We start from the raw sequence: 23498 nt of genomic DNA, 5'->3' as shown, positions 1-23498 counted from the left end.
CGATCGATGGTCGATGATGGCACGGCGTCAGGGGCCCGGACGGCGGCCGGAGCGTCCCGATGCCATCACGTGATCAGGCTGTGACCGGTCGTTCGACCAATGCCAGGGCCCGTTCCGGGAGTTCCGCGAGATCCCCCGCGGCACCGCTCAGCCAGTGCACGCGCGGGTCGCGCCGGAACCACGAGTCCTGGCGGCGCGCAAAGCGCTTGGTGGCGCGCACGGTCTCGGCGCGCGCTTCGTCCTCGCTGCACTCCCCCGCGAGCGCCGCGAGCACCTGCTGGTAGCCGAGCGCACGGGAGGCCGTACGGCCCTCGCGCAGGCCCTGCGTCTCCAACGCGCGCACCTCGTCGACCAAGCCCGCCTCCCACATACGGTCCACGCGCGTGGCGATGCGCTCGTCGAGCTCGGCGCGCGGCACGTCGACCCCGATCTGGACGGTGTCATAAACGGAGTCGTGGCCCGGGAGGTTGGCGGTGAAGGGCTTGCCGGTGATCTCGATGACCTCGAGGGCGCGCACGATACGGCGGCCATTGCTGGGCAGGATGGCCCGCGCGGCCTCGGGGTCGGTGGCGGCCAGTCGCGCGTGCAGCGCACCGGACCCGCGCAGCGCAAGCTCCTCCTCCAGCACGGCCCGTACGGCGGGGTCGGTGCCGGGGAACTCGAGGTTGTCGACGGCCCCGCGGACGTACAGCCCGGATCCGCCGACGAGGACGGGCGTGCGACCCTCGCCGAGCAGGCGGTCGATCTCCGCGCGCGCGAGTCGCTGGTACTCGGCGACGCTCGCAGTCTCGGTGACGTCCCAGATGTCCAGGAGATGGTGCGGGACACCGCCGCGCTCCTCGGTCGTCAGCTTGGCGGTGCCGATGTCCATCCCCCGATAGAGCTGCATGGAGTCGGCGTTGACGACCTCCCCTCCGAGCCGCTGGGCGAGATGGACACCCAGATCCGACTTTCCTGCCGCGGTGGGCCCGACAACGGCGATGACCCGCGGCGCGGGAGCTGCACTTCTCACCGCCCCAGTCTCGCAAACCCCCGGGCCTTGCCCGAACGAGCTACGTGACGCCGCAGGTCCGGGGTCGTTGCCTGTTGCGAGGTTCCGGCCTCCGGTTTTCGAGAACCGGTGCCCCGGGCGGCGCAATGAGACGCACCGGGCGGCGCGGGATTTCGCTCACACGAGTAGGGTATGGAGTAGTTATGGGCGTTTTTGCACGGTTTCTCCGCAGGTCAAAGGGCAAGGAGGAGGCGTCAACCGCCGAGGCGTCGGCTGAATCGTTGACGACCGCGTCCGGACCGGAAGCGGAGAAGACGAAGGGCTCGTCCGAGGCCGGGACCACAGCCGAGGCCGAGGCGACAGCGGCGGCGGACGCCGAGAAGAACACGGCGGAGAGCGTGGAGATCCCCAAGCAGCAGTCTGCGGAGGAAGCGGCCGACAACGAGGCCGGCGAGGGCGCCCGCAAATAGCTCTCCGCGAGGGAAGGTGAATCCATGGGCATCCTGGAGACGTTGAAGACCAAGCTCGCCCCGGCCAGGGAAAAGGTTTCGGACTTGGCGCAGCAGCACGAGGACAAGATCGACAGGGGTCTCGACAAGGCTGCCAAAATGGTCGACGACACGACCAAGGGCAAGTACAGCGAGAAGATCCACACAGGCACGGACAAAGCGAAGGACGCCCTGGACCGATTTGCGCACAGGGGGGAAGCGGGGCCCAAGGCAGCGGAATCCGACCGCAGTGCGGAAGGTGACCGCGGTGCCACTCCGCCCCCGCCGCCCCAGGATTCGCCGCCCCCTCCGACTTCCTGAACCACAGCAGCGGCGGCATACCGGCGGACGGCCGTGGAGCGATGAGGCTCCACGGCCGTCCGCCGTATGTCTTTCGTGCGCGGTCCTCTGCTGATCGTGGGTGCGTTGTTCCCACCCTCCCCATTGCCGTGAGGCCATGGGGAGGTACCGCCAACGCGCTGCGGAAAGCCTGCTCACAGCGCTGCGGAGCGCCTGCCCGCAGCGGCGGCTACGACCAGGCCGTCACCACGTACCCCACTCCGTACGGCGCGTCCTCATAGAGCAGGCGGCCGGCGAGGTCGGCTCCCTCGGCCGCGCCCGCGAGTACCTGCCAGGGCGCGCGGCCCGCCGCCTTCAGTTCGTGCGCGAGTTCCGGGTCCAGCGCCTTGAGCGCCGCGACGTCCGCGGTCCCGAGCGCACGGGCGACGGCCGCGTCGAATCCGGCGGCCCGCTCGTCGAGGTAGCCGGGAGCCTTGACCGTGCGGCAGGCGCTGGCATCGCCCATGACGAGCAGCGCGACCCGACCGGCCTGGACCGCGATCTCCCGTCCGACCTCGATGCACCGCTCCGGCGCAAGAGATTCCCCCACGCCGAGGCCTTCGACAGGCGCGTTCGACCAACCCGTTCGCTCCAGCAGCCAGGCCGCGACCGCGAGTGAGTACGGAAGCTCCCGCTCCGGGAGTTCGCGCGCCGGCCGTCCGAAGCACACGTCGACGTCCACGCCGAAGCCCCGGAACGAACCTCTCGCACCTTCGGGATGCACTCCGCGTCCGCTCTCCTCGGCGGGTCCCACGACGACCAGCAGGTCGGGCCGTGCGGCGGCCAGCACTCCGAGGGCGTCCGTACACGCGGTGCGCGCGGCATCAAGCTCGGGAGCGGCGCCTGCGGCGACCTCGGGTACGAGCATCGGGGGACAGGGGCAGACTGCGGCGGCAACGAGCATGATCGGCAGACTACTCAGTGTGCGGAGCAGCCACCCGTGGCGGCCGGCAGCGGCTCCGGCAATCCCACCTTCGGCAGCCCCAGCATCACACCCGCCGGCTTGGCCGCCTCGGCCGCGTTGCGCTTCTCCCAGGCGTCGCCCGCGCGCGTGCGGCGCACGTTCAGCACCTGGCCCTCGGCGAGCAGGTGGTGCGGCGCCGCGTACGTGATCTCGACCGTGACCACGTCACCGGGGCGCACCTCCTCGTCGGGCTTGGTGAAGTGCACCAGACGGTTGTCGGCAGCACGGCCCGAGAGGCGGTGGGTAGCGCCGTCCTTGCGGCCCTCGCCCTCGGCGACCATCAGCTCGAGCGTGCGGCCGACCTGCTTCTTGTTCTCCTCCCAGGAGATCTCCTCCTGGAGGGCGACCAGCCGCTCGTACCGCGCCTGCACGACCTCCTTCGGGATCTGGTCGTCCATGGTCGCGGCCGGGGTTCCGGGGCGCTTGGAGTACTGGAAGGTGAAGGCCTGCGCGAAACGCGCCTCCCGCACGACGTGCAGGGTCTGCTCGAAGTCCTCCTCGGTCTCGCCGGGGAAACCCACGATGATGTCGGTGGTGATGGCCGCGTGCGGGATGGCGGCGCGCACCTTCTCGATGATGCCGAGGTAGCGCTCCTGCCGGTACGAGCGGCGCATCGCCTTCAGGACCGTGTCCGAGCCGGACTGCAGCGGCATGTGCAGCTGCGGCATGACGTTCGGCGTCTCGGCCATCGCGGCGATCACGTCGTCGGTGAAGTCGCGCGGGTGCGGGGAGGTGAAGCGGACGCGCTCCAGGCCCTCGATCGTCCCGCAGGCGCGGAGGAGCTTGCTGAAGGCCTCGCGGTCGCCTATGTCGGAGCCGTAGGCGTTGACGTTCTGGCCGAGCAGCGTGATCTCCGAGACGCCCTCGGCGACCAGGGCCTCGACCTCGGCGAGGATGTCGCCAGGCCGGCGGTCCTTCTCCTTGCCGCGCAGCGCCGGGACGATACAGAAGGTGCAGGTGTTGTTGCAGCCGACGGAGATGGAGACCCACGCGGCGTACGCGCTCTCGCGGCGGGTCGGCAGCGTCGACGGGAACGCCTCCAGCGACTCGGCGATCTCGACCTGCGCCTCTTCCTGGATGCGGGCGCGCTCCAGCAGTACCGGCAGCTTGCCGATGTTGTGCGTGCCGAAGACGACGTCCACCCAGGGCGCCTTCTTGACGATGGTGTCGCGGTCCTTCTGCGCGAGGCAGCCGCCGACCGCGATCTGCATACCGGGGCGCGAGGCCTTCTTCGGCGCGAGCCGGCCGAGGTTGCCGTACAGCCGGTTGTCGGCGTTCTCACGAACGGCGCAGGTGTTGAAGACGACGACGTCCGCGTCCCCGTCCGATCCCTCGGGCGCGCGCACGTAACCGGCCTCTTCGAGCAGCCCGGACAACCGCTCGGAGTCGTGGACGTTCATCTGGCACCCATAGGTGCGGATCTCGTAGGTCTGCCTGTGCTGCACGTCCACTGCCTGGCTCCGGTCGCTGCTGCTCATGCAACAAGGGTAGGCGGTGACAGGGGCGTCCCCGGACGCCGGAGTCGTGAAGGGCTCCGGCCGGACCCGGAAGGGCCTCGACGGAGTCCGGAACCAGAAGGAGAGGGGCGGAGGAGGCGGCCTCTCGCCGTCATTCGGCACCTGCACGCCACGTGGCCACGCTGGTTGGGCTGATCTGGAAGATCATGGATGGCGGAAGGGGCTGAGGCCACAGGACGGCCATGACGGCCATGCGGACCGACCGCGTGATCCCGGCTGTGGCCTGGATCATTGCGGACACCAGCGGCATATGAGAACGATGAGGGGCAATTCTTCGTCGACAGAAAGCGGCTCCTCATGAGCGAGCATGTTCACGTGCGCCTCTCGCAAGGCATGGGTGTGTCGGAGGACGGCCTGCTCGTCGAGCACTCCCGCTGCCGCTGCGGGGCCACCTGGACCAAGGTCTACGAAGTGGAGGACGGCGAGCCGGAGTAGCCGGCGCAACGGACAGCGCGCGCTGACGCTCGCCACGGTATTTACGTGCGCGTGGAAGGCCGTCACCGAAAACGGCAGGGAAGGCCGTCATGCCCCCGTCCTGGCCGTCACCGCCCCCGTTCTGGCCATCACCGCGCGTGACCTGGCAGGATCGCTCGCATGTTCCAGCCACTCCCGAACTTCGGCAGGCGCCGCGCGCTGCTGGGCGCAGCCGCGGCCTTCGTGTCCTTCGGACTCCTGCTGTGGTGGCTGCTGCCGCTGGACGAGGACTCACCGGGCGGCCGTGTGACCTTCAGTACGGGCGTGAAGTCCGGGGTCTACGAGCGGTACGGAGAGCTCCTCGAGCAGGCTCTCGCCCGTGACCTCCCGAAGCTGAGCGTGACGCTGCGGAGCAGTGAGGGTTCGCAGGAGAACCTGCAGCGGGTGGCGACGGGCGAAGCGGACTTCACCGTCGCGGCCGCCGACGCGGTCAAGGCGTACCAGCAGGCGGGCAAGCCGGGCGCCGCGCGACTTCGCGGCTGTGCCCGGCTCTACGACGACTACGTCCAGCTCGTGGTCCCGCGGTCATCGGACGTGCACTCCGTCAAGGACCTGCGGAACAAGCGGGTGGCCATAGGCCAGACCGGCTCGGGCGTACGGCTGATCGCAAACCGGGTCCTCGAGGCCGCGGGCCTCGACGCCGACAAGGACATCGAGCCGCGCGGTATCGGGATCAACACGATGCCCAAGGCGCTGGAAAGGGGCGAGATCGACGCCTTCTTCTGGTCCGGGGGCCTGCCGACGACGGCCGTGAAGGAACTGTCCGAGCGCTTCGAGATCCGCTTCGTGGAGCTCGGGGACCTCGTCGACGAGCTGCACCGGCTGGGTGGTGTCTCCCGCTACTACCGGGCCTCCGTGATGCCCGCCGACGCCTATCCCGAGGCCCAGCACGGCACCGCCGTGTCGACCCTGGCCGTGGCCAACCTGCTGGTCACGACGGACCGCACGGACCCCCAGCTGACCGAGGGCCTGACTCGTACGGTGATAGACAGCCGCGACCGCATCGGCCGCGAGGTACACGCGGCCCAGCTGGTGGATCTGCGAACGGCCTTGTACACAGACCCACTCGAACTCCACGAGGGCGCCCGGCGCTACTACCGGTCGGTCAAGCCGTAGCCCACAGCTGGGCCTTCACACCCTGCGAGAGGCCGCGGCACCGGGCTCGGCCCGCAGGACGACTTGCACCACCGGGGCCGGTAGCACCGGGCTCGCCGGCAGGGCGCGAGGACCAGAACGCTTCGCACACAGGACCGCCACGGGCGAGCCAGCAGGGCCAGGGTTGCCCCACAGACGGCCAGAACGGCTCCTCCAGCAAGACGCGAAGCCCCGGCCGCCGCCGGCACGCAACTCCCCAGCTGCCACAGGCCCGCCGGGGCCGGCAATGTCAGGCGCGAGCCGAAGGTCCCAAGGCCGATCTCGCCCCGATCAACACCGGTGCCAGTCTCGCGCCGCAGACCCCGGCGGCCGCGCCACAGGCCCCAGGCCCCAGGCGGAGGCCTCCACGCCTCCCGGACACCGGCCGACGCGCGGGCCATCGGCCCCGATCGACGCAACGGCCTGAGGCTGCGAGGCCCCTCAAGCCTCACGCGGCGCCGACCGCGGCACCGTGACCGTCACCCGCAACCCGTGCGGTTCATGGTGGGCGTAGGCGATGGTGCCGCCGCCCGCGGCGAGGAGGGCGCGGGAGATGGAGAGGCCGAGGCCCGAGCCGTTGACGTTCTGGTGGCGGCCGCTGCGCCAGAAGCGGTCGCCGATGCGGGTCAGTTCCTCCTCGGTGAGGCCGGGCCCGCGGTCCGCTATCACGATGGTCGACTTCTGCCCGTTCGAGGAGACCGTGACGGTGACCTGCTCGCCCTCGGGCGTGAACTTGAGGGCGTTGTCGATCACCGCGTCGAGGGCGCTGGACAGCGCGACCGGATCGGCCCATGCCGTGACGGCGGGGCACTCCTCGCGCAGCCGTACGCCCTTCTCGTCGGCGACGGGCCGCCAGGCCTCGACGCGCTCCGCGGCCAGCGCGCCGATGTCGGTGAGCCGCAGATCGGCCGGGGCGTGCTCGGCCAGCGCCAGGTCGAGCAGGCCGTCGAGGACCTGAGCGAGGCGCTTGCCCTCGGTGCGGACCGAGGCGATCTCCTCGTTGTCCTCGGGCAGTTCGAGGGCGAGCAGCTCGATGCGCAGCAGCAGCGCGGACAGGGGGTTGCGCAGCTGGTGGGACGCGTCGGCGACGAAGGCGCGCTGCTGCTCGAGCACGTCCTCGACGTTGTCGGCCATCTCGTTGAACGACCGGGCCAGCCGCCTCAGTTCCGGCGGCCCGCCGGCCACGGCCACGCGGGACTTGAGACTGCCGGTCGCGATGTCGTGCGTGGTGGCGTCCAGGATGCGTACCGGGTGCAGCACCCAGCCGGTGAGCCGTAGCGCCGCGCCCACGGCCAGAAGCATCGCGGCGGCTTCCCCCAGGGCGATCGGCAACCAGCCGCGCAGGGTCTCCGAACGCATCTTGTCGGTGGGCGAGTCGGTGACGACGACGGCGACGACGTCACCGTCCCGGATGACCGGCGAGGCGACGACGAGACGGCCGTCCTGCCAGGGCCACACCTGCTTGGGGTCGTGGTCGGGCCGGGACAGCAGCGCCTCGTCGAACGCCTCGCGCACATCGCCGACCTCGGGCACGGACCATCCGTCCGGGGCATTCGCCATGGGGGTACGGTCGCGGTAGAACACGCCCGCCTTGATCCCGTACACCTCCCAGTAGCGCTCCAGTTCCTTCTGGAGGGTGTCCTGCCGTTCGTCCCTGACCATCCACCGCGAGCCGCTGGGGCTGTCCGTGACGAACGTGGCGAGTGCGGCGAAGCGCGCCGTGTCGTCGATCCGGTCGACCACCACTTTCTGCTGCTGCGCGGCCGCCACACTCACCGCGAGCGGAAACCCGAGCGCCAGCAGTACGCCCGCCATGAGGACGATGAGCAGCGGGAGAAGACGAGTTCGCACCCGGACCCGCTACGACGCCGGGGCGACGAGCCGGTAGCCCACGCCGCGCACGGTCTCGATGAGGGCCGGCATCTGCAGCTTGGAGCGGAGCGAGGCCACATGCACCTCCAGCGTGCGGCCTGTCCCTTCCCAACTGGTGCGCCACACCTCGCTGATGATCTGCTCCCGGCGGAAGACGACTCCCGGCCGCTGCGCCAGCAGCGCCAGCAGGTCGAACTCCTTGCGGGTCAGCTGCACGACGGCACCGCCCACGCTGACCCGGCGGGTGGGCAGCTCGATGTGCACGGGCCCGAGCCTCAGTTCCGTCTCTGCCGGTGCCGTGCCGTCGCCGGGCAGGGTGCGCCGACTGACCGCGTGGATACGGGCGAGCAGTTCCCCGGTGTCGTACGGCTTCACCACGTAGTCGTCGGCGCCGAGGTTGAGGCCGTGTATGCGCGACCGCACGTCCGCGCGCGCCGTGACCATGATCACCGGCGTGCTGGTCAGCTTGCGGATCCTGCCGCACACCTCGTAGCCGTCCTGGTCGGGAAGGCCGAGGTCGAGGAGGACGACACCGAAGGGCTCGGCGGCCGCAGGCAGCAGGGCGCGGAGGGCCTCCTCGCCGCTGCGCGCATGCACCACCTGGAAGCCGTGCCTGGTCAGGACCGCCGACAGGGCCGCGGCGACATGGTTGTCGTCCTCGACGAGCAGCAGTCTCATACCGGCCCCCTCCGGTTCACCAGTTGTTCGGTCACGGCCTCTACACGCGCGGGTGCGTACCTATGCATCCATTCGGATCGCTAAGGATCCCGTCAAGCTGGATCGGGCCACCGGCGGGTTCTGTTATCCAGCCGGTACGCGCGCGTGGAGCGTTTGCACGCACAGTATCGGCTCGCTACCGGATCGTTATCCTCAATTTCCCCTCAGATGTAATGCGCTGGCTTTACGTCGTTATTACTGTCCTCCCAACCGAGGAGGACGGAGCAAGAAGCCGATGACCGAAGTATCGGTGGCCAAGGACGCCGCACCGGCGGCCGACGGACTGGTCGTGCTGAAGAACGTGAACAAGCACTTCGGCGCGCTGCATGTGCTCCAGGACATCGACCTGACCGTCGCCCGTGGCGAGGTCGTCGTCGTGATCGGGCCCTCCGGATCCGGAAAGTCGACCCTGTGCCGCACCATCAACCGCCTGGAGACGATCGACTCGGGTGACATAGCGATCGACGGACGGCCGCTGCCCCAGGAGGGCAGGGAGCTCGCGAGGCTGCGGGCCGACGTCGGCATGGTCTTCCAGTCCTTCAATCTCTTCGCGCACAAGACGGTCCTCGAGAACGTGATGCTGGGCCAGGTCAAGGTACGCAAGGCCGACAAGAAGGCCGCCGAGGAGAAGGCGCGCGCCCTGCTCGACCGCGTCGGCGTGGGCACCCAGGCCGACAAGTACCCCGCGCAGCTCTCCGGTGGCCAGCAGCAGCGCGTCGCGATCGCGCGGGCGCTGGCGATGGACCCGAAGGTCATGCTCTTCGACGAGCCGACCTCGGCGCTCGACCCGGAGATGATCAATGAGGTGCTCGAGGTCATGCAGCAGCTCGCCCGGGACGGGATGACGATGGTCGTCGTCACCCACGAGATGGGCTTCGCCCGGTCCGCGGCCAACCGCGTGGTCTTCATGGCCGACGGAAAGATCGTCGAACAGGCCACCCCGGACCAGTTCTTCAGCAACCCGCGCAGTGACCGGGCCAAGGACTTCCTGTCGAAGATCCTGCACCACTGACGCACGGCCGACCCCCCGCGTCCCTTTTCATCTGCCGACTCAAAGGATGTTCACCATGAAGCTCCGCAAGTCCGCCGCCGTCGCGGCCATCGCCGTCCTCGCGCTCACCGCCACCGCCTGCGGCGGCGAGTCCGGTACGGCGGGTGACAAGCCGAGTAACCCGGCCACCGGCTCGGACGCGCCGAAGCTCCCCACATACACCGTGGCCAAGGACGTGAAGATCGACTCGCCGACCCTCGAGCGCGCCCAGAAGGCGGGCAAGATCGTCTTCGGTGCCAAGAACGACCAGCCGTTCCTCGGCTTCGAGGACACCGACGGCACGCGCTCGGGCTTCGACATCGAGATCGCCAAGATGGTCGCGGCCGACCTCGGCTTCTCGGCCGACCAGATCGAGTTCAAGACGGTCGACTCCGGTGTCCGCGAGACCACCATCTCCAAGGGCGACGTCGACCTCTACGTCGGCACGTACACCATCAACGACGAGCGCAAGAAGCAGGTCGGCTTCGCGGGCCCGTACTTCCTGGCCGGCGCCGACCTGCTCGTCCGCAAGGACGACACGGCGATCACGGGCCCGGACTCCCTCAAGGGCAAGAAGGTCTGCTCGATCGTCGGCTCGACGCCGCTGCAGGAGATCAAGAAGCCGAAGTACGGCGCCGAGACCGTCGAGCTCGCCAAGTACTCCGAGTGCGTCCAGCAGCTGCTCAACAACGAGGTCGACGCGGTCACCACGGACGACGCGATCCTCAAGGGCTACGCCGCCCAGCGCCCCGAGAAGCTGAAGGTCGTCGGCAAGCCGTTCACCGAGGAGCCCTACGGCGTCGGCATGGCCAAGGACGACAAGGCCCTGCGCGACGCGGTCAACGACGCGCTCGAGGCGCACCAGGAGAACGGCGACTACAAGAAGGCCTACGACGCGACGCTCGGCCTGTCCGGCTCCGAGTACACCGAGCCGCCGGCCATCGAGCGCTACTGATCCGCGGGCCTGACAGCCCCCGGGGCCGCCACGGAGTGGGCCGCGGGCCGACAAGCCCGCGGCCTCCCCAGTGCCTCAGGGGCCTGGGAGGTGCCCCCACCTCGCGCACTGTCTGATCCTTCGGCAGTGAACCGCCCGTCCCGTACGCACCACCGCCGGTGTGTACGGGGCGCGGTCCCCTCTGCCCGTCCGCTGCCGCCCACGAGGACTATCCCGTGAACGTACTGCTCGACCATCTCCCGGAGTTCCGCGAGGGGTTCATAGGCACCGTCCTGCTGACCCTGGCCAGCGGACTCCTCGCGATGGTGCTGGGTGTCGTCATAGCCGGTTTCCGGGTCTCGCCCATCGCCCCGCTCCGGTTCTTCGGCACCGCCTGGGTCACGCTGTTCCGCAACACCCCGCTGACCCTGCTCTTCCTGGTCGCCTGGTTCGTCGTCCCGGTGATCTTCGCCCCGGGCCTCAACCCGTGGACCAAGGCGCTGCTGGCGCTCGGCTTCTACACCTCGGCCTTCGTCTGTGAGGCCGTCCGCTCCGGCATCAACACGGTGCCGCTCGGCCAGGCCGAGGCCGCCCGGTCCATCGGCATGACCTTCTTCCAGACGCTGCGGCTGATCGTCCTGCCGCAGGCCACCCGCACCGTGATCCCACCGCTCAGCTCGATCTTCATCGCACTCACCAAGAACTCGGCGATCGCGGGCGCGTTCAGCGTCACCGAGCTGTTCGGGGTGCAGAAGCTGCTCAGCGACAAGGGCTTCGCCATCGCCTGGATCTTCCTCTGGGTGGCCATCGGCTACCTGGTCATCACCTTCACCATCAGCGGTCTCTTCCGGCTGCTCGAGCGGCGCATGGGGGTCGCACGATGAGTTCGAGCGTCCTGTACGACGCCCCGGGCCCCAAGGCCCGCGTCCGCAACATCGTCTTCACCGTCGTCGGTTCGGCGGCCGTTCTCGGCCTGATCGTCTTCGCGATCTACCGGCTGAACGTCAAGGGCGTGCTCGAGCCCGAGGTGTGGAACATCTTCAACAACGCCGGCGTGCGGGCGAACATCCGCGACGGTGTGCTGAGCACGCTGAAGGTCTTCGCGCTCGCCGGTGTGCTGTCGCTGGTGCTCGGCCTGCTGCTGGCCGTCGCCCGGCTCTCCGACCACAAGCCGGTCAGCTGGCTGGCGACCGGCTTCATCGAGCTCTTCCGTGCCGTCCCGCTGCTGATCACGATCTACGCCCTGTGGGTGGTCTTCCTCAGCTACAAGGACGACCTCGGCGTCGTCGGTGAGAACACCGCCTTCTGGGCTCTCGTCATCGGTCTCACGGTCTACAACGGCTGTGTGCAGGCGGAGGTCCTGAGGGCCGGTATCAACGCCGTCCCCCGCGGACAGGTCGAGGCCGCGTACGCCCTGGGTCTGCGCAAGACCCAGGTGATGACCATGCTCCTGGTGCCCCAGGCCGTCCGGTCGATGCTCCCGACGATGATCAGCCAGCTGGTGGTGACCCTGAAGGACACCTCTCTCGGCTACATCATCACGTACGCGGAGCTGCTCTACGCGGCCCGGATGATGGCGAACAACATCATCGTCAACGGCGACAACCCGATCACCGCGGTCGTCATCGTCGTCGGTGCCATCTACATCCTGCTGTGCCTCGCCCTGTCCTCGCTTGCGACCTGGATCGAGCGGCGCGGGCGGCGTGCCAAGACCGGTATCGCGGTGGCCGCGGCCGCCGAGCCGGCGGAGGCGCCCGGCGTGCTTGACGCATCGGAAGGCCCCTTGGGCCCGGTGGCCGCCGCTCCGGAGGCCCCCGGTGTGCCGGTCGCGCCGGCCGACGAGGTCGCTGGTTCCGCTGCCGGCGGTCAGGCGGACCCGCGAGACGGCGATGAGTCCGACGGGCCGGATTCTCCAGGTGGGCCCGGTGGGCCGGACCTCGGCAACAAGTGATCCGCTCGGCATCGGAACACATCGAACACATCAAAACCGAGCGGCTCGGCACAGGACCTGACGAGTCGTGAGCAAACGGAGGCAGTGGCGTGATCGCCACTGCCTCCGTCACTTGACGCAAGCACCGGCAATGGGTTGCATACGTTCTGTGACCGCGCACCCCGCTCCAACTGCCAGTTTTCTTACGATGCCCAGGGCTTCCCGCCAGGCTCCCGGGGCAGGGGGCGCCGCGCCGTGGACCCGGTGATCGTCGTCGGGGCGGGACCCGTCGGGCTGACGCTCGCTCTGGCCCTCGCGCGTCACGAGGTCCCCACCGTCGTACTCGACGAAGGGCCCGGCAAGGACGAGCCGAGGGCCGCGCGGACGGTCGTTCTACGTGAGGACATCGCCGATCTCGTGGAGCGGCTTGCCGGGGTCTCGTTCGCGGACAACGGCGCCCGCTGGTCCGGATGGCGGTCACTGCGGCGCAAGCAGGTGATGCGGCAGATCACCTTCGGTGCCGAGGATCCCGCCCCGCTGCATCTGGCACAGCATGTGCTGACCTCGTCCCTGCGCGCCGCCATCGCCCGGGAGCCGCTCGTCAAGGTGGCGGTGGAGAACCGGCTCGACTCCCTCGAGCAGGAGACGGCGGGCGTGACGGCGCACACCAGGGGGCCCAAAGGCACCTGGTGGCGCGGGAGTTATCTGGTCGGCTGCGACGGGCCGCGGTCGACGGTGCGCAAGCTCGTCGACATCCGCTTCGCCGGACGCACGGCCGTCGAGCGGCATGCGGTCGCGGCGCTGCGTACGGAACTCCCGTGGCCCGGTGAGGCGTTGCTGCACCGGATGCCGCCGTGGCGGCTCGCGGGCAGCGAGGTGACCGCCCGGCCCCTCGCCGACGGCGCCTGGCGCCTGGACTGGCTGCTCCCCCAGGGCAACGAGCTGGTCACGCCCGAGTCCCTCGTGGCACGCATCCGGGAGACCCTCGCGGGCTGGCACGACGGCACCACTCCGGCATACGAACTGCTCGACACCGGCGTCCACACCGTGCACCACCGCCTCGCGCGGCGGTGGCGGAACGGCCGCGTCTTCCTCGCCGGGGACGCCGCACATCTGCTCGGTGCGCTCGGTACGCAGGGCGTGGACGAGGGGCTGCGGGATGCGGACAACCTGGCCTGGAAGCTGGCGCTGGCCTGGCACCACGGGCCCCACGAGGCGCTCCTGAACAGCTACCAGACCGAGCGGCGCGCCGTCGTCGCCGCCCGGCTGCGCGCCGCCGACCAGTCGCTGCCGATACTGCGCGGCGGCGGAGGCCTGCGCGCCCATCTGCCGGGGACGGCGCGCGGCCACGACATACTGCTCACGGACGGTCACCTGGGCCGTGGCCCGCTGGGCGCGCCCGGATCGTATGCGGCCTCGCCACTGGCGCCCGCGCCCTCCGAGGCGGAAGTGACGGTGGACACGGCTCCCGGCACGCCCGTGACCGACGTACGCGCCACCGGGGAAGACGGCTCCTTCGTACGGCTGCGAGAGCGGCTCGGCCACAACCGGCTCCTCGTCCTGCTGGTCGCACCCGGCACGGGCGTGTGGGAGCGGCGGCACTGGATGACGGCCGGAATCATGCCGCGCCTCGCCGCCGCGGTCACGGCACTGCCCCACCCGGCGGAACTCCTGGTCGCCGAAAGCTACCCGGGCGCGTCCCCCCACACCGTCCTGCTGATCCGCCCCGACGGACACCTGGTCACGGCACTGGGCGGGGTGCGGCCTGCGGAGCTGTATACGGCAGCCGAGGCGGCCTTGGGCGGGTCCGCTAAGGCTGAGACCAACGGGGCGGCGGCCGGCCCGCGCTGATAGGGCGGGGCGGGTGTGCGCTGATTGGCGGGGCGGCGCCCGCCGGCGAGAGGTTGGGGGGCGCGGGCTGGCGAGGCGGGGGGCCGGTCGACGGTGGCGAGGCTGCCGCTGGCCGACGCTGGCGAGTAGCTGGCAAGGTGGGGTCGGCGCGCACTGACGAGGCCGTGGCCCGCCCGCACCAGCGAGGCCTGGCGTCCCAATGCTGGCGAGGCGGTGGCCGGCTCGCGCCGATGAGGCGGTGGCCGCCCGTACTGGCGAGGCTGCCGCTGGCCGACGCTGGCGAAGCGATGGTCGGCGCACGTCGGCGAAGCGATGGCCGGCCGCGCCCGGCAAGCCGCTGCCGGTCGGCGCTGGCGAAGCGATGGCCGGTGCGCGGTGGCCAGGCGGCGGTAGGCAGCCACGCCCGCGAGGCCGTGGCTGGCCTGCGTCGCCGAGGCCGCTGCGGGCCCGCGCCGGCGAGGCTGCCGTCGGTTGGCGCTCAACTCGCCGTCACTGCGCGTCCACATAGTGACGTTGAGTTGACCGCTCCCCTCCGTCATGGTCTACTCCGGAACGTGACCGACACCGATGTGCGCCTGTGGCGGAGGGTCCATATGGACCTCGTCCGCTATGCGGGCTGCATGTGTCGTCCGTCCTGCTGAATTCGCCCCCACTTCCGCGCGCGCCGCTGATGCGTTGCCGCGCACCCCCGCGAACGCCCATCAGGACGGTGCCTGTGTCTGTTCTCCCCTCTGTCTCTGCTGTACCTGCTGTACCTGTACCTGCTGTCTCCGGACTCTCTTCGGACTCTTCGGCCGCAGCGGTCCCTGCACATGCCGAAGCTCCCGCCCGGGTCCCCACGCAGGCGGACCTCCTCGACTTCGTACGGCGCGTGGCCGCCGACGCCGAACTGATCGCCTCACTCCCCCTCGACCCCGAGGGGCGCACCTGGGTGCATCTCGAGGGCCCCGGCGGCAGCGAGGCCTGGCTGATCGGCTGGCCGCCGGGCACCGGCACCGGCTGGCACGACCACGCCGACTCGGTCGGCGCCTTCGTGACCGCGTCGGGCGAGCTCAAGGAGTACTCGCTCGCCACCCGGTTGCCCGCCGACGGATGGAAGTCCCTCGAACTCACCGAGGGGGTGGACCGGGAGCGGCAGCTACCGGCCGGCCAGGGCCGTGCCTTCGGCCGCCACCACGTGCACGAGGTGCTCAACGAGTCCACCGGCCGGCACGCGATCTCCGTTCACGCCTACTATCCGCCCCTTCCGCAGATCCGCCGCTACAGCCGTACGGGACAGGTTCTGCGTCTGGAGCACGTCGAGCGCCCGGAGGACTGGCAGTGAGCACACACGCCCAAAAGCAGGTCGGAATCGACGAGTTGCTGGAGCGGGTCCGCGAGGGCTACGAGCGGATCGAGGCCCAGGAGGCGCACGACGCTGCCCAGGCGGGCGAGGCGCTGCTGGTCGACACCCGGTACGCGGCCCTGCGCGAGCGCGACGGGCTGATCCCCGGCGCCCTCGTCGTCGAGCGGAACGAACTGGAGTGGCGCCTGGACCCGCAGGGCAGCCACCGCGCCCCCGAGGCCACGAGCCACGACCTGCGGATCGTGGTGATCTGCAACGAGGGCTACGCCTCGAGCCTGGCGGCGGCCTCCCTGCACCAGTTGGGCCTGCACCGGGCCACCGACCTGGTCGGCGGATTCCAGGCATGGAAGGCAGCAGGGCTGCCGGTGACGTCGTAGGCACCCAGGCTTGCGTGGGCCGCCAGGCCCATTGCGTGCGTGGGTGTGAGCCTCAGGTGGGTGCGCCTGGACCGGGCAGGGGGCCGCCTCGCGGGCAGGTCCCTCAGGTGGGGGCGCCTCTCTGTAAGGGGCGCGCCCAATTGCGTATGGCCCCTTACCCCTTGGCGGTCGCCAGCGTCACGGCTGGACCCTGAGCGCAGCCCGCCCGCAGCGAGGTGGCGACGAGGGCCAGCGCGCTGGCGGACGGTGCTGATGCCATACCGGCGCGAGCTTTCCTGGTCATCGGGGCTCCGCTGAGCCTCGCCTCCAGGGAAGTCCCCTCGGTTCAGAACCCCTCGTCCTCGAGGAACTCCGTTTCCTCGCCTTCCTCCTCCAGCGCCTGCCGGACCACTCGCACGGCCATGCCCTCGGGGTAGCCCTTGCGGGCGAGCATGCCCGCGAGGCGTCGCAGCCGTTTGTCGCGGTCGAGACCGCGCGTGCTGCGCAGCTTGCGGGCGACGAGCTCGCGGGCGGTCGCCTCCTCCTGCTCGTAATCGAGCTGGGCGACGGCCTCGTCGATCAGCTTCGAGTCCACGCCCTTGGTCCGCAGCTCCTGGGCGAGCGCCCGCCGAGCCAGTCCCCGGGCGTGGTGCCGGGACTCCACCCAGGCGTCCGCGAACGCGCTGTCGTTGATCAGGCCGACCTCCTCGAACCGCGACAGCACTTCCTCCGCCACGTCGTCCGGGATCTCCCGCTTGCGCAGGGCGTCGGCGAGCTGCTTACGCGTACGCGGAGTCCCGGTGAGCAGGCGCAGGCAGATAGCCCGCGCCTGCTCAGCCGGGTCTCCAGGCAGCCCCCCGTTCTCGGCCCTCGACGAGGCGGGGAAGCCGCTGTCCTGGTGACCTGATCCGCCGCGCCCCCGACGGCCACCGCCCTCGGGCCGCCCATCGCGGCGGCTGCCTTCACCGAAGCCGCCGCTCGGGCCGCCACCCGGGCCGGCGCCCCCGCGGCCCCGGCCCGCCGGATCGTCCGGCCCTGCGGAATCGGCGTACTCCGGCCAGTCGGTCCTCCGGGTCATGGATCAGCTCTTGGCGGTCGCGGCCTTGGACTTGGCGGCCTTGGCCGCCGGGGCGGGCACCGACTTCGGGGCCTCGTCCGTGGCTGCCGCGACCGCGGCGTCCGCGCCCGGCTCCACCGTCGGCTCCTCCGGCCTCACACCGACGCCGAGCTTCTCCTTGATCTTCTTCTCGATCTCGTTGGCGAGGTCGGGGTTGTCCTTCAGGAAGTTGCGCGCGTTCTCCTTGCCCTGGCCGAGCTGGTCGCCCTCGTACGTGTACCAGGCGCCCGCCTTACGGACGAAGCCGTGCTCCACGCCCATGTCGATCAGGCCGCCCTCGCGGCTGATGCCCTGGCCGTAGAGGATGTCGAACTCGGCCTGCTTGAAGGGCGGCGCGACCTTGTTCTTGACGACCTTGCAGCGGGTGCGGTTGCCGACCGCCTCCGTGCCGTCCTTCAGGGTCTCGATGCGGCGGATGTCGATGCGCACCGAGGCGTAGAACTTCAGTGCCCGGCCACCCGTCGTCGTCTCGGGGGAGCCGAACATCACGCCGATCTTCTCGCGGAGCTGGTTGATGAAGATCGCGGTGGTCTTCGACTGGTTGAGCGCGCTGGTGATCTTCCGGAGCGCCTGGCTCATCAGTCGGGCCTGCAGACCCACGTGCGAGTCGCCCATCTCGCCCTCGATCTCCGCGCGGGGCACCAGGGCCGCGACGGAGTCGATGACGATCAGGTCGAGGGCGCCGGAGCGGACCAGCATGTCCACGATCTCCAGGGCCTGCTCACCGTTGTCCGGCTGGGAGAGGATGAGATTGTCGATATCGACGCCGAGCTTGCGCGCGTACTCGGGGTCGAGGGCGTGCTCCGCGTCCACGAAGGCCACCTGGCCGCCGGCCTTCTGGGCATTCGCCACCGCGTGCAGCGTCAGGGTCGTCTTACCGGAGGACTCCGGGCCGTACACCTCCACCACTCGGCCGCGCGGCAGGCCGCCTACGCCGAGGGCCACGTCGAGCGCGGTCGACCCGGTGGGGATGACCTCGATGGGCTCGTTCGGCCGCTCGCCCATCCGCATCACGGCGCCCTTGCCGAATTGCCGTTCAATCTGTGCGAGCGCGGCGTCGAGCGCCTTCTCGCGGTCGGTTCCTGCCATGGGTTCCACCCGGTTTGCTTGAGTCGATCGCTTCACGTCAAAGACGCTAACGCCTGCCACTGACAATGCGCTCCGACGCCTGCCCGGCCTGTGGATAACTCGGGTGAATCCGCGGGAATCCGCCGGGATTTCGCCCCAGCGAGCACCGCCGGGCACTCCATAAGAATGGATGTTCGATTTTGGTGTCAAGCGGATCGCTCGGCTCGCCGCCAGTGCGACACGTGAAGTTTTCGAGCCACCGCGCCCTTGGCGGACTCGGCGCACCGCGCCCGGGGGACTCGGAGGGGCCGGCGAACTCAGAACGGCCGCTCACCGCGAGCGTTGCGCCGCCGCACCGCCTGCTACGGCTGTGTCCAGGCGGCCGGGCACAGCGAGTCCGGATCGACCGCGTACAGCGGGCTCGGACCTGCCGGTCAGTACGGGTGCGGGCGCCACAGTGCCCGTATCCCCTGCGCTGCGGCCGCACCCCAGCCCTCAGACCGCTCCCGCGCGGGCCGTCATTGCTCCGGTTCCCGTCCGCTGGCCGACGCAGTGCGCTGCTCCTGCTCCGCAGTTCCGGTCGCAGCTTCAGTGCGCGCCCACGGGACCCTCGGGACCCGAGAGTCCCTCGGGCCCTGCAGAAACCGCCACACGCGCGCGGGGACAGGTCCCGCGCCCCGGCGCCGGTGGCCCTGCACGCGCGGGTCGTCCGTGACGACGTACCGCTTCACGTACGCCCCCAGGAAGGCCTGCAGCGTGGCCGCCGCCGGGATGGCGATCAGTGCGCCGACCGCGCCGAGCAGCGCCGTGCCGGCGATGACCGAGCCGAAGGCCACGGCCGGGTGGATGTCCACGCTCTTCGCGGTCAGCTTGGGCTGCAGCAGATAGTTCTCGAACTGCTGGTAGATCACGACGAAGACCAGCACCCACAGCGCGTACCAGGGATCGACGGTGAAGGCGATCAGCATCGGCACGGCACCCGCGAGATACGTACCGATGGTCGGTATGAACTGCGACACCAGGCCCACCCACACGGCGAGCGCCGGCGCGTAGGGCACTTCCAGCACCACGAGCAGGATGTAGTGCGCGATGCAGGAGATCAGCGCCATCAGGCCGCGCGAGTACAGATAGCCCCCGGTCTTGTCGACGGCTATCTCCCACGCGCGCAGCACCTCGGCCTGCCTGGCGGGCGGCAGTACGGAACACAGTGCGCGCCGCAGCCGTGGCCCGTCGGCGGCGAAGTAGAACGAGAACAGCAGGACGGTCAGCAGCTGGAAGAGGCCGCCCAGCACCTGCGCGGATACGTCCAGGACGCCGCTCGCGCCGTTCTGCACGTACTTCTGGAGCCAGTCCGAGTGGATCAGGTTGTTCTGGATCTCGACCCGGCTCAGCTCGGTGTGGAAGCTCGAATTGATCCAGTTGATCACCGAGTCGAGATACTTCGGGAACTCCTCGACCATGCTCACGATCTGGCCGGCGAGCATCGAGCCGAGCAGCGTGACGAATCCCGCGCCCGCGATCAGCACAGCGAGGAAGACCAGCCCGGTCGCCGTTCCACGGCGCATGCCGTGCGCGGCCATCCAGCTCACCGCGGGCTCCACGGCGAGTGCCAGGAAGAACGCGATCAGGATGTTGATCAGCAGCCCCGTCAGCTGGTGGAACGCCCAGGTACCCAGCTGGAAGCAGGCGACCAGAGCCAGGGCGAGCACCATGGCGCGCGGCAGCCAGCGCGGCATGCTGACGCCGCGCCCGGCCGCACGCCCCGCCGTCGCCTGCGGGGGCGTGCCGAGCGCAGCCGTGTCCTGATCCACCTGCGCGGTCTCGTCTGTCGATGCCACCGAGCCAGTGTCGCCCACACCACCGACAATCGGCTCCGGGCCCTTCCTCATCGGGCTTGTCAGCGCCCCTCCCCGGGGTCTCGTCAGCGCTTCTCGGCCGGTCAGCGCATGTCGGCCGGCACGTCCATCGCGCTGCACACCGCGCGCCACACGTCCTTGGCCTCCCAGCCGGCGTCCAGAGCCTGGTGCACCGTGCGCCCGCCGAGCTCCGACATCACATGGTCGCGTGCGAAGGAGTCCGCGTACGCCTCACCGAAGTGCTCCACCATCCGCTGCCAGAAGACCGTCAACCGCATGGCTCCAGTATCCCGCCCTGAGAGTGCAGCCATGTCCGGGAGGCTTGCTGGTACCGCTTTCCGCCCTACGGTCGGAACATGGCCGAATCCGGAGCATCCCCACTCCCCCCGTCCGCGTCACCGCTCTCTCCCCGCTCCCCGCACAGCGCACTCCCCCGTGCCGAGCAGTTCATCTGGCTCACCGCACGCGTGCTCGAGCAGCGGCGGTTCGCGTACCACTTCCTGAACGGCAGCGCCGACCCTGTCGAGACCGCCCTGGCCGCCTACCTCAATGAGGACGACGGGTACGGTCACGCGCTCGAACCCGATCTGCGCGGCCCGGTCAGCCAGCCGCTGCACACCGGGCACGCGCTGCGCGTGCTGGACTCGATCGGGCGTTGCGGGGGGCAACGCGTGGAGCGCGTATGCCGCTATCTGTCGTCGGTCTCGACACCGGAAGGTGCACTTCCGGCCATCCATCCCAGCCAGCGCGGCTACCCGGCAGCGCCCTTCGTGCCCGTCGCGGACGACCCTCCCAGCAGCCTTCTCGCCACCGGTCCCGTGGTGGGCCTGCTGCACCGCAACGAGGTGTGGCACGCGTGGCTGTTCCGGGCCACCGACTTCTGCTGGGAGGCGGTGGAGTCCCTGGGGAAATCCCATCCGTACGAGGTCCAGGCGGCCGTCGTCTTCCTCGACAGCGCACCGGACCGCCCGCGCGCGGAGGCGGCCGCCGACCGGCTCGGCCGGATGGTGCGCGAGCAGCGACTCGCCGTGCTGGACCCCGACCAGCTCGACGCATACCCCGTCGCCACCGGCTACGCACCGGGCGAACACCATTTCCCGTACGACTACGCGCGCGGTCCGGAGTCCCTCGCGCGCGCGTGGTTCACCGACGAGGAGATGGAGCGCTCGCTGGACTTCCTCGAACGCGAGCAGCAGGAGGACGGCGGCTGGCCCATCCGCTGGCGGCAGTGGGCACCGGGGACGGCCCTCGAGTCCCGGCCGATCGTGACCATTGAGGCGCTGCGCACTCTGCGGGCATACGGGCGTGCCATCGTCTGACACGGCTCCGCCGTCGTCTGATACTGCGCCTCCGGTCTCCGTAGGTGCGCTGCCGAGGGTGCAACGACATGAGGCAGACCACGCGCGCGTGCCGTCACAGTCCCACAGTCCCCACGCGCGCGTCCGTCGGCCCGGTGCCCGCTCCCTTTCAGCGCGACCCGAGGGCCCCAACCAGACCACGAGGCCTCAACCGGCAACGTCAGCCCGTCATCGCCCGCACCGCGGCCGTGACCACCACGGCCACCCCCACGACCAGCAGGAACGGCGCACGCAGCAGCAGCGCCACGGCCGCGGCGGCGAGTCCGGCGGCCTTGGCGTCCAGTACAAGAGCCTGTCCGTCGGCGAACGTCTGCTGCGCCGTGAGCGCGGCGAGAAGCGCGACCGGCAGCAGAGAAGCCAGCCGTTTCACGACGGGACGTTCGAGCGCGCCCGCGGGCACGAGCAGACCGATGAGTTTGACGGCGTAGCAGCCCACTGCGGTCACGCCGATGGCGATCCAGATGTTCAACGGTCTTCCTTACCTTCCGCTGCCTTGCCCCTCTGTCCGTGGCGCCCAGCGCCGTCCCGAGTGCGGCCGGATCTGTAGCCCTCCAACCAGAGGACGGCAGGCGCTGCCAGTGCTGCCACCAGGACCGGCACACCCGCGGGCAGCACCGGCAGCAGACCGAGGCCCAGGACTACCGCGATGCCCGCGACGGCACGCTCTGTCGTCGTCCGCAGCATCGGTGCCAGCAGCGCGAGAAAGACCGCGGGCCCGGCCGCGTCGAGACCCCAGGCGTCGGTATCGCCGATGGCCTCGGCACCCAGCGCCCCGAGCAGCGTGGTCAGGTTCCACAGCACGTAAAGGCTGAGCCCGGTCACCGCGAAACCGATGCGAGCGGCACGTCGCGTGGGCTGTGCGAGCGAGACGGCCGTGGTTTCGTCGATCACCCACTGGGCGGCGAACGGGCGCACCGCGCGCGGCAGCGCGAGCAGCTGTGACAGGCGCAGTCCGTAGAAGGCGTTGCGTACGCCGAGGAAGAAGGCGCCCGCGGCAGCGGTGAGCGGGTTGCCCCCGGCCGCGAGCGCCCCGACCAGCGCGAACTGCGACGCTCCGGTGAACACGAGCAGGCTGAGTGCGCATGTTTGCAGCACTGAGAGGCCGCTGCCCGCCGAGGTCACTCCGAAGGCGAAGCCGGAGAGCCCGACGGCTACGCCGACACCGAGCGCGTCGCGGACTACGGCTGCGTCGGACTTGGCCGGGACCTCCGGTGCGGACGCGCCGAGGTCGCCTGTGCCGGTTATGCCTGAGGGTGGGGATGCTGTCTGTTCTGCCACGCCTCGGACGGTACGAGGAGTGCCCTGCCCGAGTCTTGTACGTTCTTGCGCTCCCGCTGGTACGCCCCTGGAGGCACCCCGATGATGCGTGCGAAGTGCCGGTTGAGGTGCGGCTGGTCGGTGAAGCCGACGGTGACGGCCGCGTCGGCGGGTGACGTTCCAGCGTCGAGGAGCCGTCGGGCGGCACGTACGCGCGCGTCGGTGAGCCATGCGTGCGGCGGCATGCCGTAGGTGTCCCGGAAGGCACGAAGGAGAGCGAAGGGGCTGGTGCCGAGACCTTCGGCGAGCTGCTCCAGCGACGGGGGATCGGTCAGCCGCTCCTCCAGCCGCGCACGCGCGCGTGCCGCGAGACGGGCCCCGGCGCTGCGCACGATCCGCTGCTGGAGCGGGCCGCCGTTGAGCCGCAGCAGCCGCGTCACCGCCACCCTCAGCAGGGTGTCGGCGGCCAGCGCGTTGCCTTCCTCGGCGGCACGCAGCACCTCGTGGACCAGGCGCGCCGCGTACGGGTCGTCGAGGACCGGCTCGACGAAGCCGGGGGTGCCGCGGATCGTGGTCGTCTCGGCGGCGATGGCGGCCACGAGGTCCGGCGCCGGATAGACCGCGCCGTACCGCCAGCCTTCCGGGACGCCGGCGCGGCCGGTGTGCGGGGTGTCCGGATTGACGAGGGCGAGCGCCCCCGGACCCGCGTACTGATCGGCTCCGCCGTGGTGGAAGACCTCGACTCCGTCGGAGATGGCGGCGATCACGAAGTTCTCATGCGTGTGCCGGACGAAGGTCTTGCGGATGTAGCGGGCGCGCAGCAGATCGACGCCGGGCAGCTCCTCGTACTGCCAGTGCCGTGCCCGCTCCCCTGTACCCGCCATGCGCTCCATTCTGCGC

Annotated in this window: 25 protein-coding genes; 12 read left to right on the top strand and 13 right to left on the bottom strand. The window is 70.3% G+C overall.

The genetic code is table 11. The features are described 5' to 3' along the window. Positions 1–73: 73 nt before the first annotated feature. Positions 74–1012 carry a tRNA (adenosine(37)-N6)-dimethylallyltransferase MiaA gene (miaA, locus tag ACSMXV_RS30805; protein WP_473174409.1) on the bottom strand — a complete coding sequence of 313 codons (939 nt, stop codon included), beginning with the start codon at positions 1010–1012 and terminating at the stop codon, positions 74–76. A 182-nt stretch (positions 1013–1194) separates the two neighbouring features. Between miaA and ACSMXV_RS30800 the strand changes: the two genes are divergently transcribed. Continuing rightward, positions 1195–1461: a hypothetical protein gene (locus ACSMXV_RS30800; RefSeq protein ID WP_473174408.1), complete on the top strand. Its 267-nt coding sequence runs from the start codon at positions 1195–1197 to the stop codon at positions 1459–1461. A 24-nt stretch (positions 1462–1485) separates the two neighbouring features. After that, a complete protein-coding gene (locus ACSMXV_RS30795) occupies positions 1486–1800 on the top strand; it encodes an antitoxin (RefSeq protein WP_473174407.1) in 315 nt (104 codons plus the stop codon). 208 nt (positions 1801–2008) lie between these two features. Here the strand turns inward: ACSMXV_RS30795 and ACSMXV_RS30790 are convergent, their stop codons facing one another. Together ACSMXV_RS30790 and miaB are read right to left on the bottom strand one after the other, a co-directional pair. Beyond that, positions 2009–2722 carry a class III extradiol dioxygenase subunit B-like domain-containing protein gene (locus ACSMXV_RS30790; protein ID WP_473174406.1) on the bottom strand — a complete coding sequence of 238 codons (714 nt, stop codon included), beginning with the start codon at positions 2720–2722 and terminating at the stop codon, positions 2009–2011. A gap of 14 nt (positions 2723–2736) precedes the next feature. Further along, positions 2737–4260 (bottom strand): tRNA (N6-isopentenyl adenosine(37)-C2)-methylthiotransferase MiaB, encoded by a 1524-nt coding sequence (gene miaB, locus ACSMXV_RS30785; protein ID WP_473174405.1) that lies wholly within the window; start codon positions 4258–4260, stop codon positions 2737–2739. Between the two features lie 633 nt (positions 4261–4893). Between miaB and ACSMXV_RS30780 the strand changes: the two genes are divergently transcribed. Then, positions 4894–5889 carry a TAXI family TRAP transporter solute-binding subunit gene (locus ACSMXV_RS30780; protein ID WP_473174404.1) on the top strand — a complete coding sequence of 332 codons (996 nt, stop codon included), beginning with the start codon at positions 4894–4896 and terminating at the stop codon, positions 5887–5889. 459 nt (positions 5890–6348) lie between these two features. Here the strand turns inward: ACSMXV_RS30780 and ACSMXV_RS30775 are convergent, their stop codons facing one another. Both ACSMXV_RS30775 and ACSMXV_RS30770 read right to left on the bottom strand, forming a co-directional pair. Continuing rightward, entirely contained in the window at positions 6349–7758 is a 1410-nt protein-coding gene (locus ACSMXV_RS30775) for a sensor histidine kinase (protein ID WP_473174403.1), read from the bottom strand. A gap of 9 nt (positions 7759–7767) precedes the next feature. Then, positions 7768–8457, bottom strand: a complete 690-nt coding sequence (locus ACSMXV_RS30770; RefSeq protein WP_473174402.1) for a response regulator transcription factor — start codon at positions 8455–8457, stop codon at positions 7768–7770. Between the two features lie 274 nt (positions 8458–8731). On the opposite strand from ACSMXV_RS30770, the gene ACSMXV_RS30765 reads away from it, so the two are divergent. The 8 genes from ACSMXV_RS30765 (at position 8732) to ACSMXV_RS30730 (ending at position 15963) form a co-directional block, all read left to right on the top strand. Continuing rightward, positions 8732–9508: an amino acid ABC transporter ATP-binding protein gene (locus ACSMXV_RS30765; RefSeq protein WP_181662220.1), complete on the top strand. Its 777-nt coding sequence runs from the start codon at positions 8732–8734 to the stop codon at positions 9506–9508. A 55-nt stretch (positions 9509–9563) separates the two neighbouring features. Then, positions 9564–10481 carry a glutamate ABC transporter substrate-binding protein gene (locus ACSMXV_RS30760; RefSeq protein WP_473174401.1) on the top strand — a complete coding sequence of 306 codons (918 nt, stop codon included), beginning with the start codon at positions 9564–9566 and terminating at the stop codon, positions 10479–10481. 215 nt (positions 10482–10696) lie between these two features. Beyond that, positions 10697–11344: an amino acid ABC transporter permease gene (locus tag ACSMXV_RS30755; protein ID WP_181662222.1), complete on the top strand. Its 648-nt coding sequence runs from the start codon at positions 10697–10699 to the stop codon at positions 11342–11344. Continuing rightward, positions 11341–12411 (top strand): amino acid ABC transporter permease, encoded by a 1071-nt coding sequence (locus ACSMXV_RS30750; RefSeq protein WP_473174400.1) that lies wholly within the window; start codon positions 11341–11343, stop codon positions 12409–12411. The genes ACSMXV_RS30755 and ACSMXV_RS30750 overlap by 4 nt, the downstream gene beginning before the upstream one ends. 234 nt (positions 12412–12645) lie before the next feature. After that, entirely contained in the window at positions 12646–14241 is a 1596-nt protein-coding gene (locus tag ACSMXV_RS30745; protein WP_473174399.1) for an FAD-dependent monooxygenase, read from the top strand. Positions 14242–14471: 230 nt separating this feature from the next. Further along, the gene (locus ACSMXV_RS30740) at positions 14472–14882 is read left to right on the top strand and encodes a putative leader peptide (protein WP_473174398.1); all 411 of its coding nucleotides are present in this window, start codon (positions 14472–14474) and stop codon (positions 14880–14882) included. A 29-nt stretch (positions 14883–14911) separates the two neighbouring features. Beyond that, the gene (locus tag ACSMXV_RS30735; RefSeq protein ID WP_473179111.1) at positions 14912–15565 is read left to right on the top strand and encodes a cupin domain-containing protein; all 654 of its coding nucleotides are present in this window, start codon (positions 14912–14914) and stop codon (positions 15563–15565) included. After that, positions 15562–15963, top strand: a complete 402-nt coding sequence (locus ACSMXV_RS30730) for a rhodanese-like domain-containing protein (protein WP_473174397.1) — start codon at positions 15562–15564, stop codon at positions 15961–15963. The genes ACSMXV_RS30735 and ACSMXV_RS30730 overlap by 4 nt, the downstream gene beginning before the upstream one ends. Before the next feature lie 154 nt (positions 15964–16117). Here ACSMXV_RS30730 and ACSMXV_RS30725 read toward each other — a convergent pair whose 3' ends face one another. The 5 genes from ACSMXV_RS30725 to ACSMXV_RS30705 form a co-directional block, all read right to left on the bottom strand. Continuing rightward, the gene (locus ACSMXV_RS30725) at positions 16118–16246 is read right to left on the bottom strand and encodes a hypothetical protein (RefSeq protein ID WP_473174396.1); all 129 of its coding nucleotides are present in this window, start codon (positions 16244–16246) and stop codon (positions 16118–16120) included. 42 nt (positions 16247–16288) lie between these two features. Beyond that, a complete protein-coding gene (gene recX, locus ACSMXV_RS30720; RefSeq protein ID WP_473174395.1) occupies positions 16289–17020 on the bottom strand; it encodes a recombination regulator RecX in 732 nt (243 codons plus the stop codon). Positions 17021–17023: 3 nt separating this feature from the next. Next, entirely contained in the window at positions 17024–18148 is a 1125-nt protein-coding gene (gene recA / locus ACSMXV_RS30715; protein WP_473174394.1) for a recombinase RecA, read from the bottom strand. A gap of 497 nt (positions 18149–18645) precedes the next feature. Further along, on the bottom strand, positions 18646–19965 hold the full coding sequence (locus ACSMXV_RS30710) for an AI-2E family transporter (protein WP_473174393.1): 1320 nt from the start codon (positions 19963–19965) through the stop codon (positions 18646–18648). 101 nt (positions 19966–20066) lie between these two features. Beyond that, positions 20067–20261, bottom strand: coding sequence for a DUF3046 domain-containing protein (locus ACSMXV_RS30705; RefSeq protein WP_473179110.1), 195 nt, complete (start codon positions 20259–20261; stop codon positions 20067–20069). A 78-nt stretch (positions 20262–20339) separates the two neighbouring features. Between ACSMXV_RS30705 and ACSMXV_RS30700 the strand changes: the two genes are divergently transcribed. After that, a complete protein-coding gene (locus ACSMXV_RS30700) occupies positions 20340–21302 on the top strand; it encodes a hypothetical protein (RefSeq protein ID WP_473174392.1) in 963 nt (320 codons plus the stop codon). Positions 21303–21501: 199 nt separating this feature from the next. Here the strand turns inward: ACSMXV_RS30700 and ACSMXV_RS30695 are convergent, their stop codons facing one another. Genes ACSMXV_RS30695 through ACSMXV_RS30685 form a run of 3 tightly spaced genes read right to left on the bottom strand, consistent with a single transcriptional unit; the run spans position 21502 to position 23482 of the window. Beyond that, positions 21502–21810: an AzlD domain-containing protein gene (locus ACSMXV_RS30695; RefSeq protein WP_473174391.1), complete on the bottom strand. Its 309-nt coding sequence runs from the start codon at positions 21808–21810 to the stop codon at positions 21502–21504. Then, positions 21807–22619 (bottom strand): AzlC family ABC transporter permease, encoded by an 813-nt coding sequence (locus tag ACSMXV_RS30690; RefSeq protein ID WP_473174390.1) that lies wholly within the window; start codon positions 22617–22619, stop codon positions 21807–21809. Before ACSMXV_RS30690 ends, ACSMXV_RS30695 begins: the two co-directional genes overlap by 4 nt. Then, complete coding sequence (locus ACSMXV_RS30685; protein WP_473174389.1) at positions 22583–23482, bottom strand: AraC family transcriptional regulator; 900 nt, start codon at positions 23480–23482, stop codon at positions 22583–22585. Before ACSMXV_RS30685 ends, ACSMXV_RS30690 begins: the two co-directional genes overlap by 37 nt. Positions 23483–23498: the final 16 nt, after the last annotated feature.

The organism is Streptomyces sp. DSM 42067 (assembly GCF_055792885.1).
Note: the sequence above shows the minus strand (reverse complement) of the source record. Positions and strands in the feature narration are given on the sequence as shown.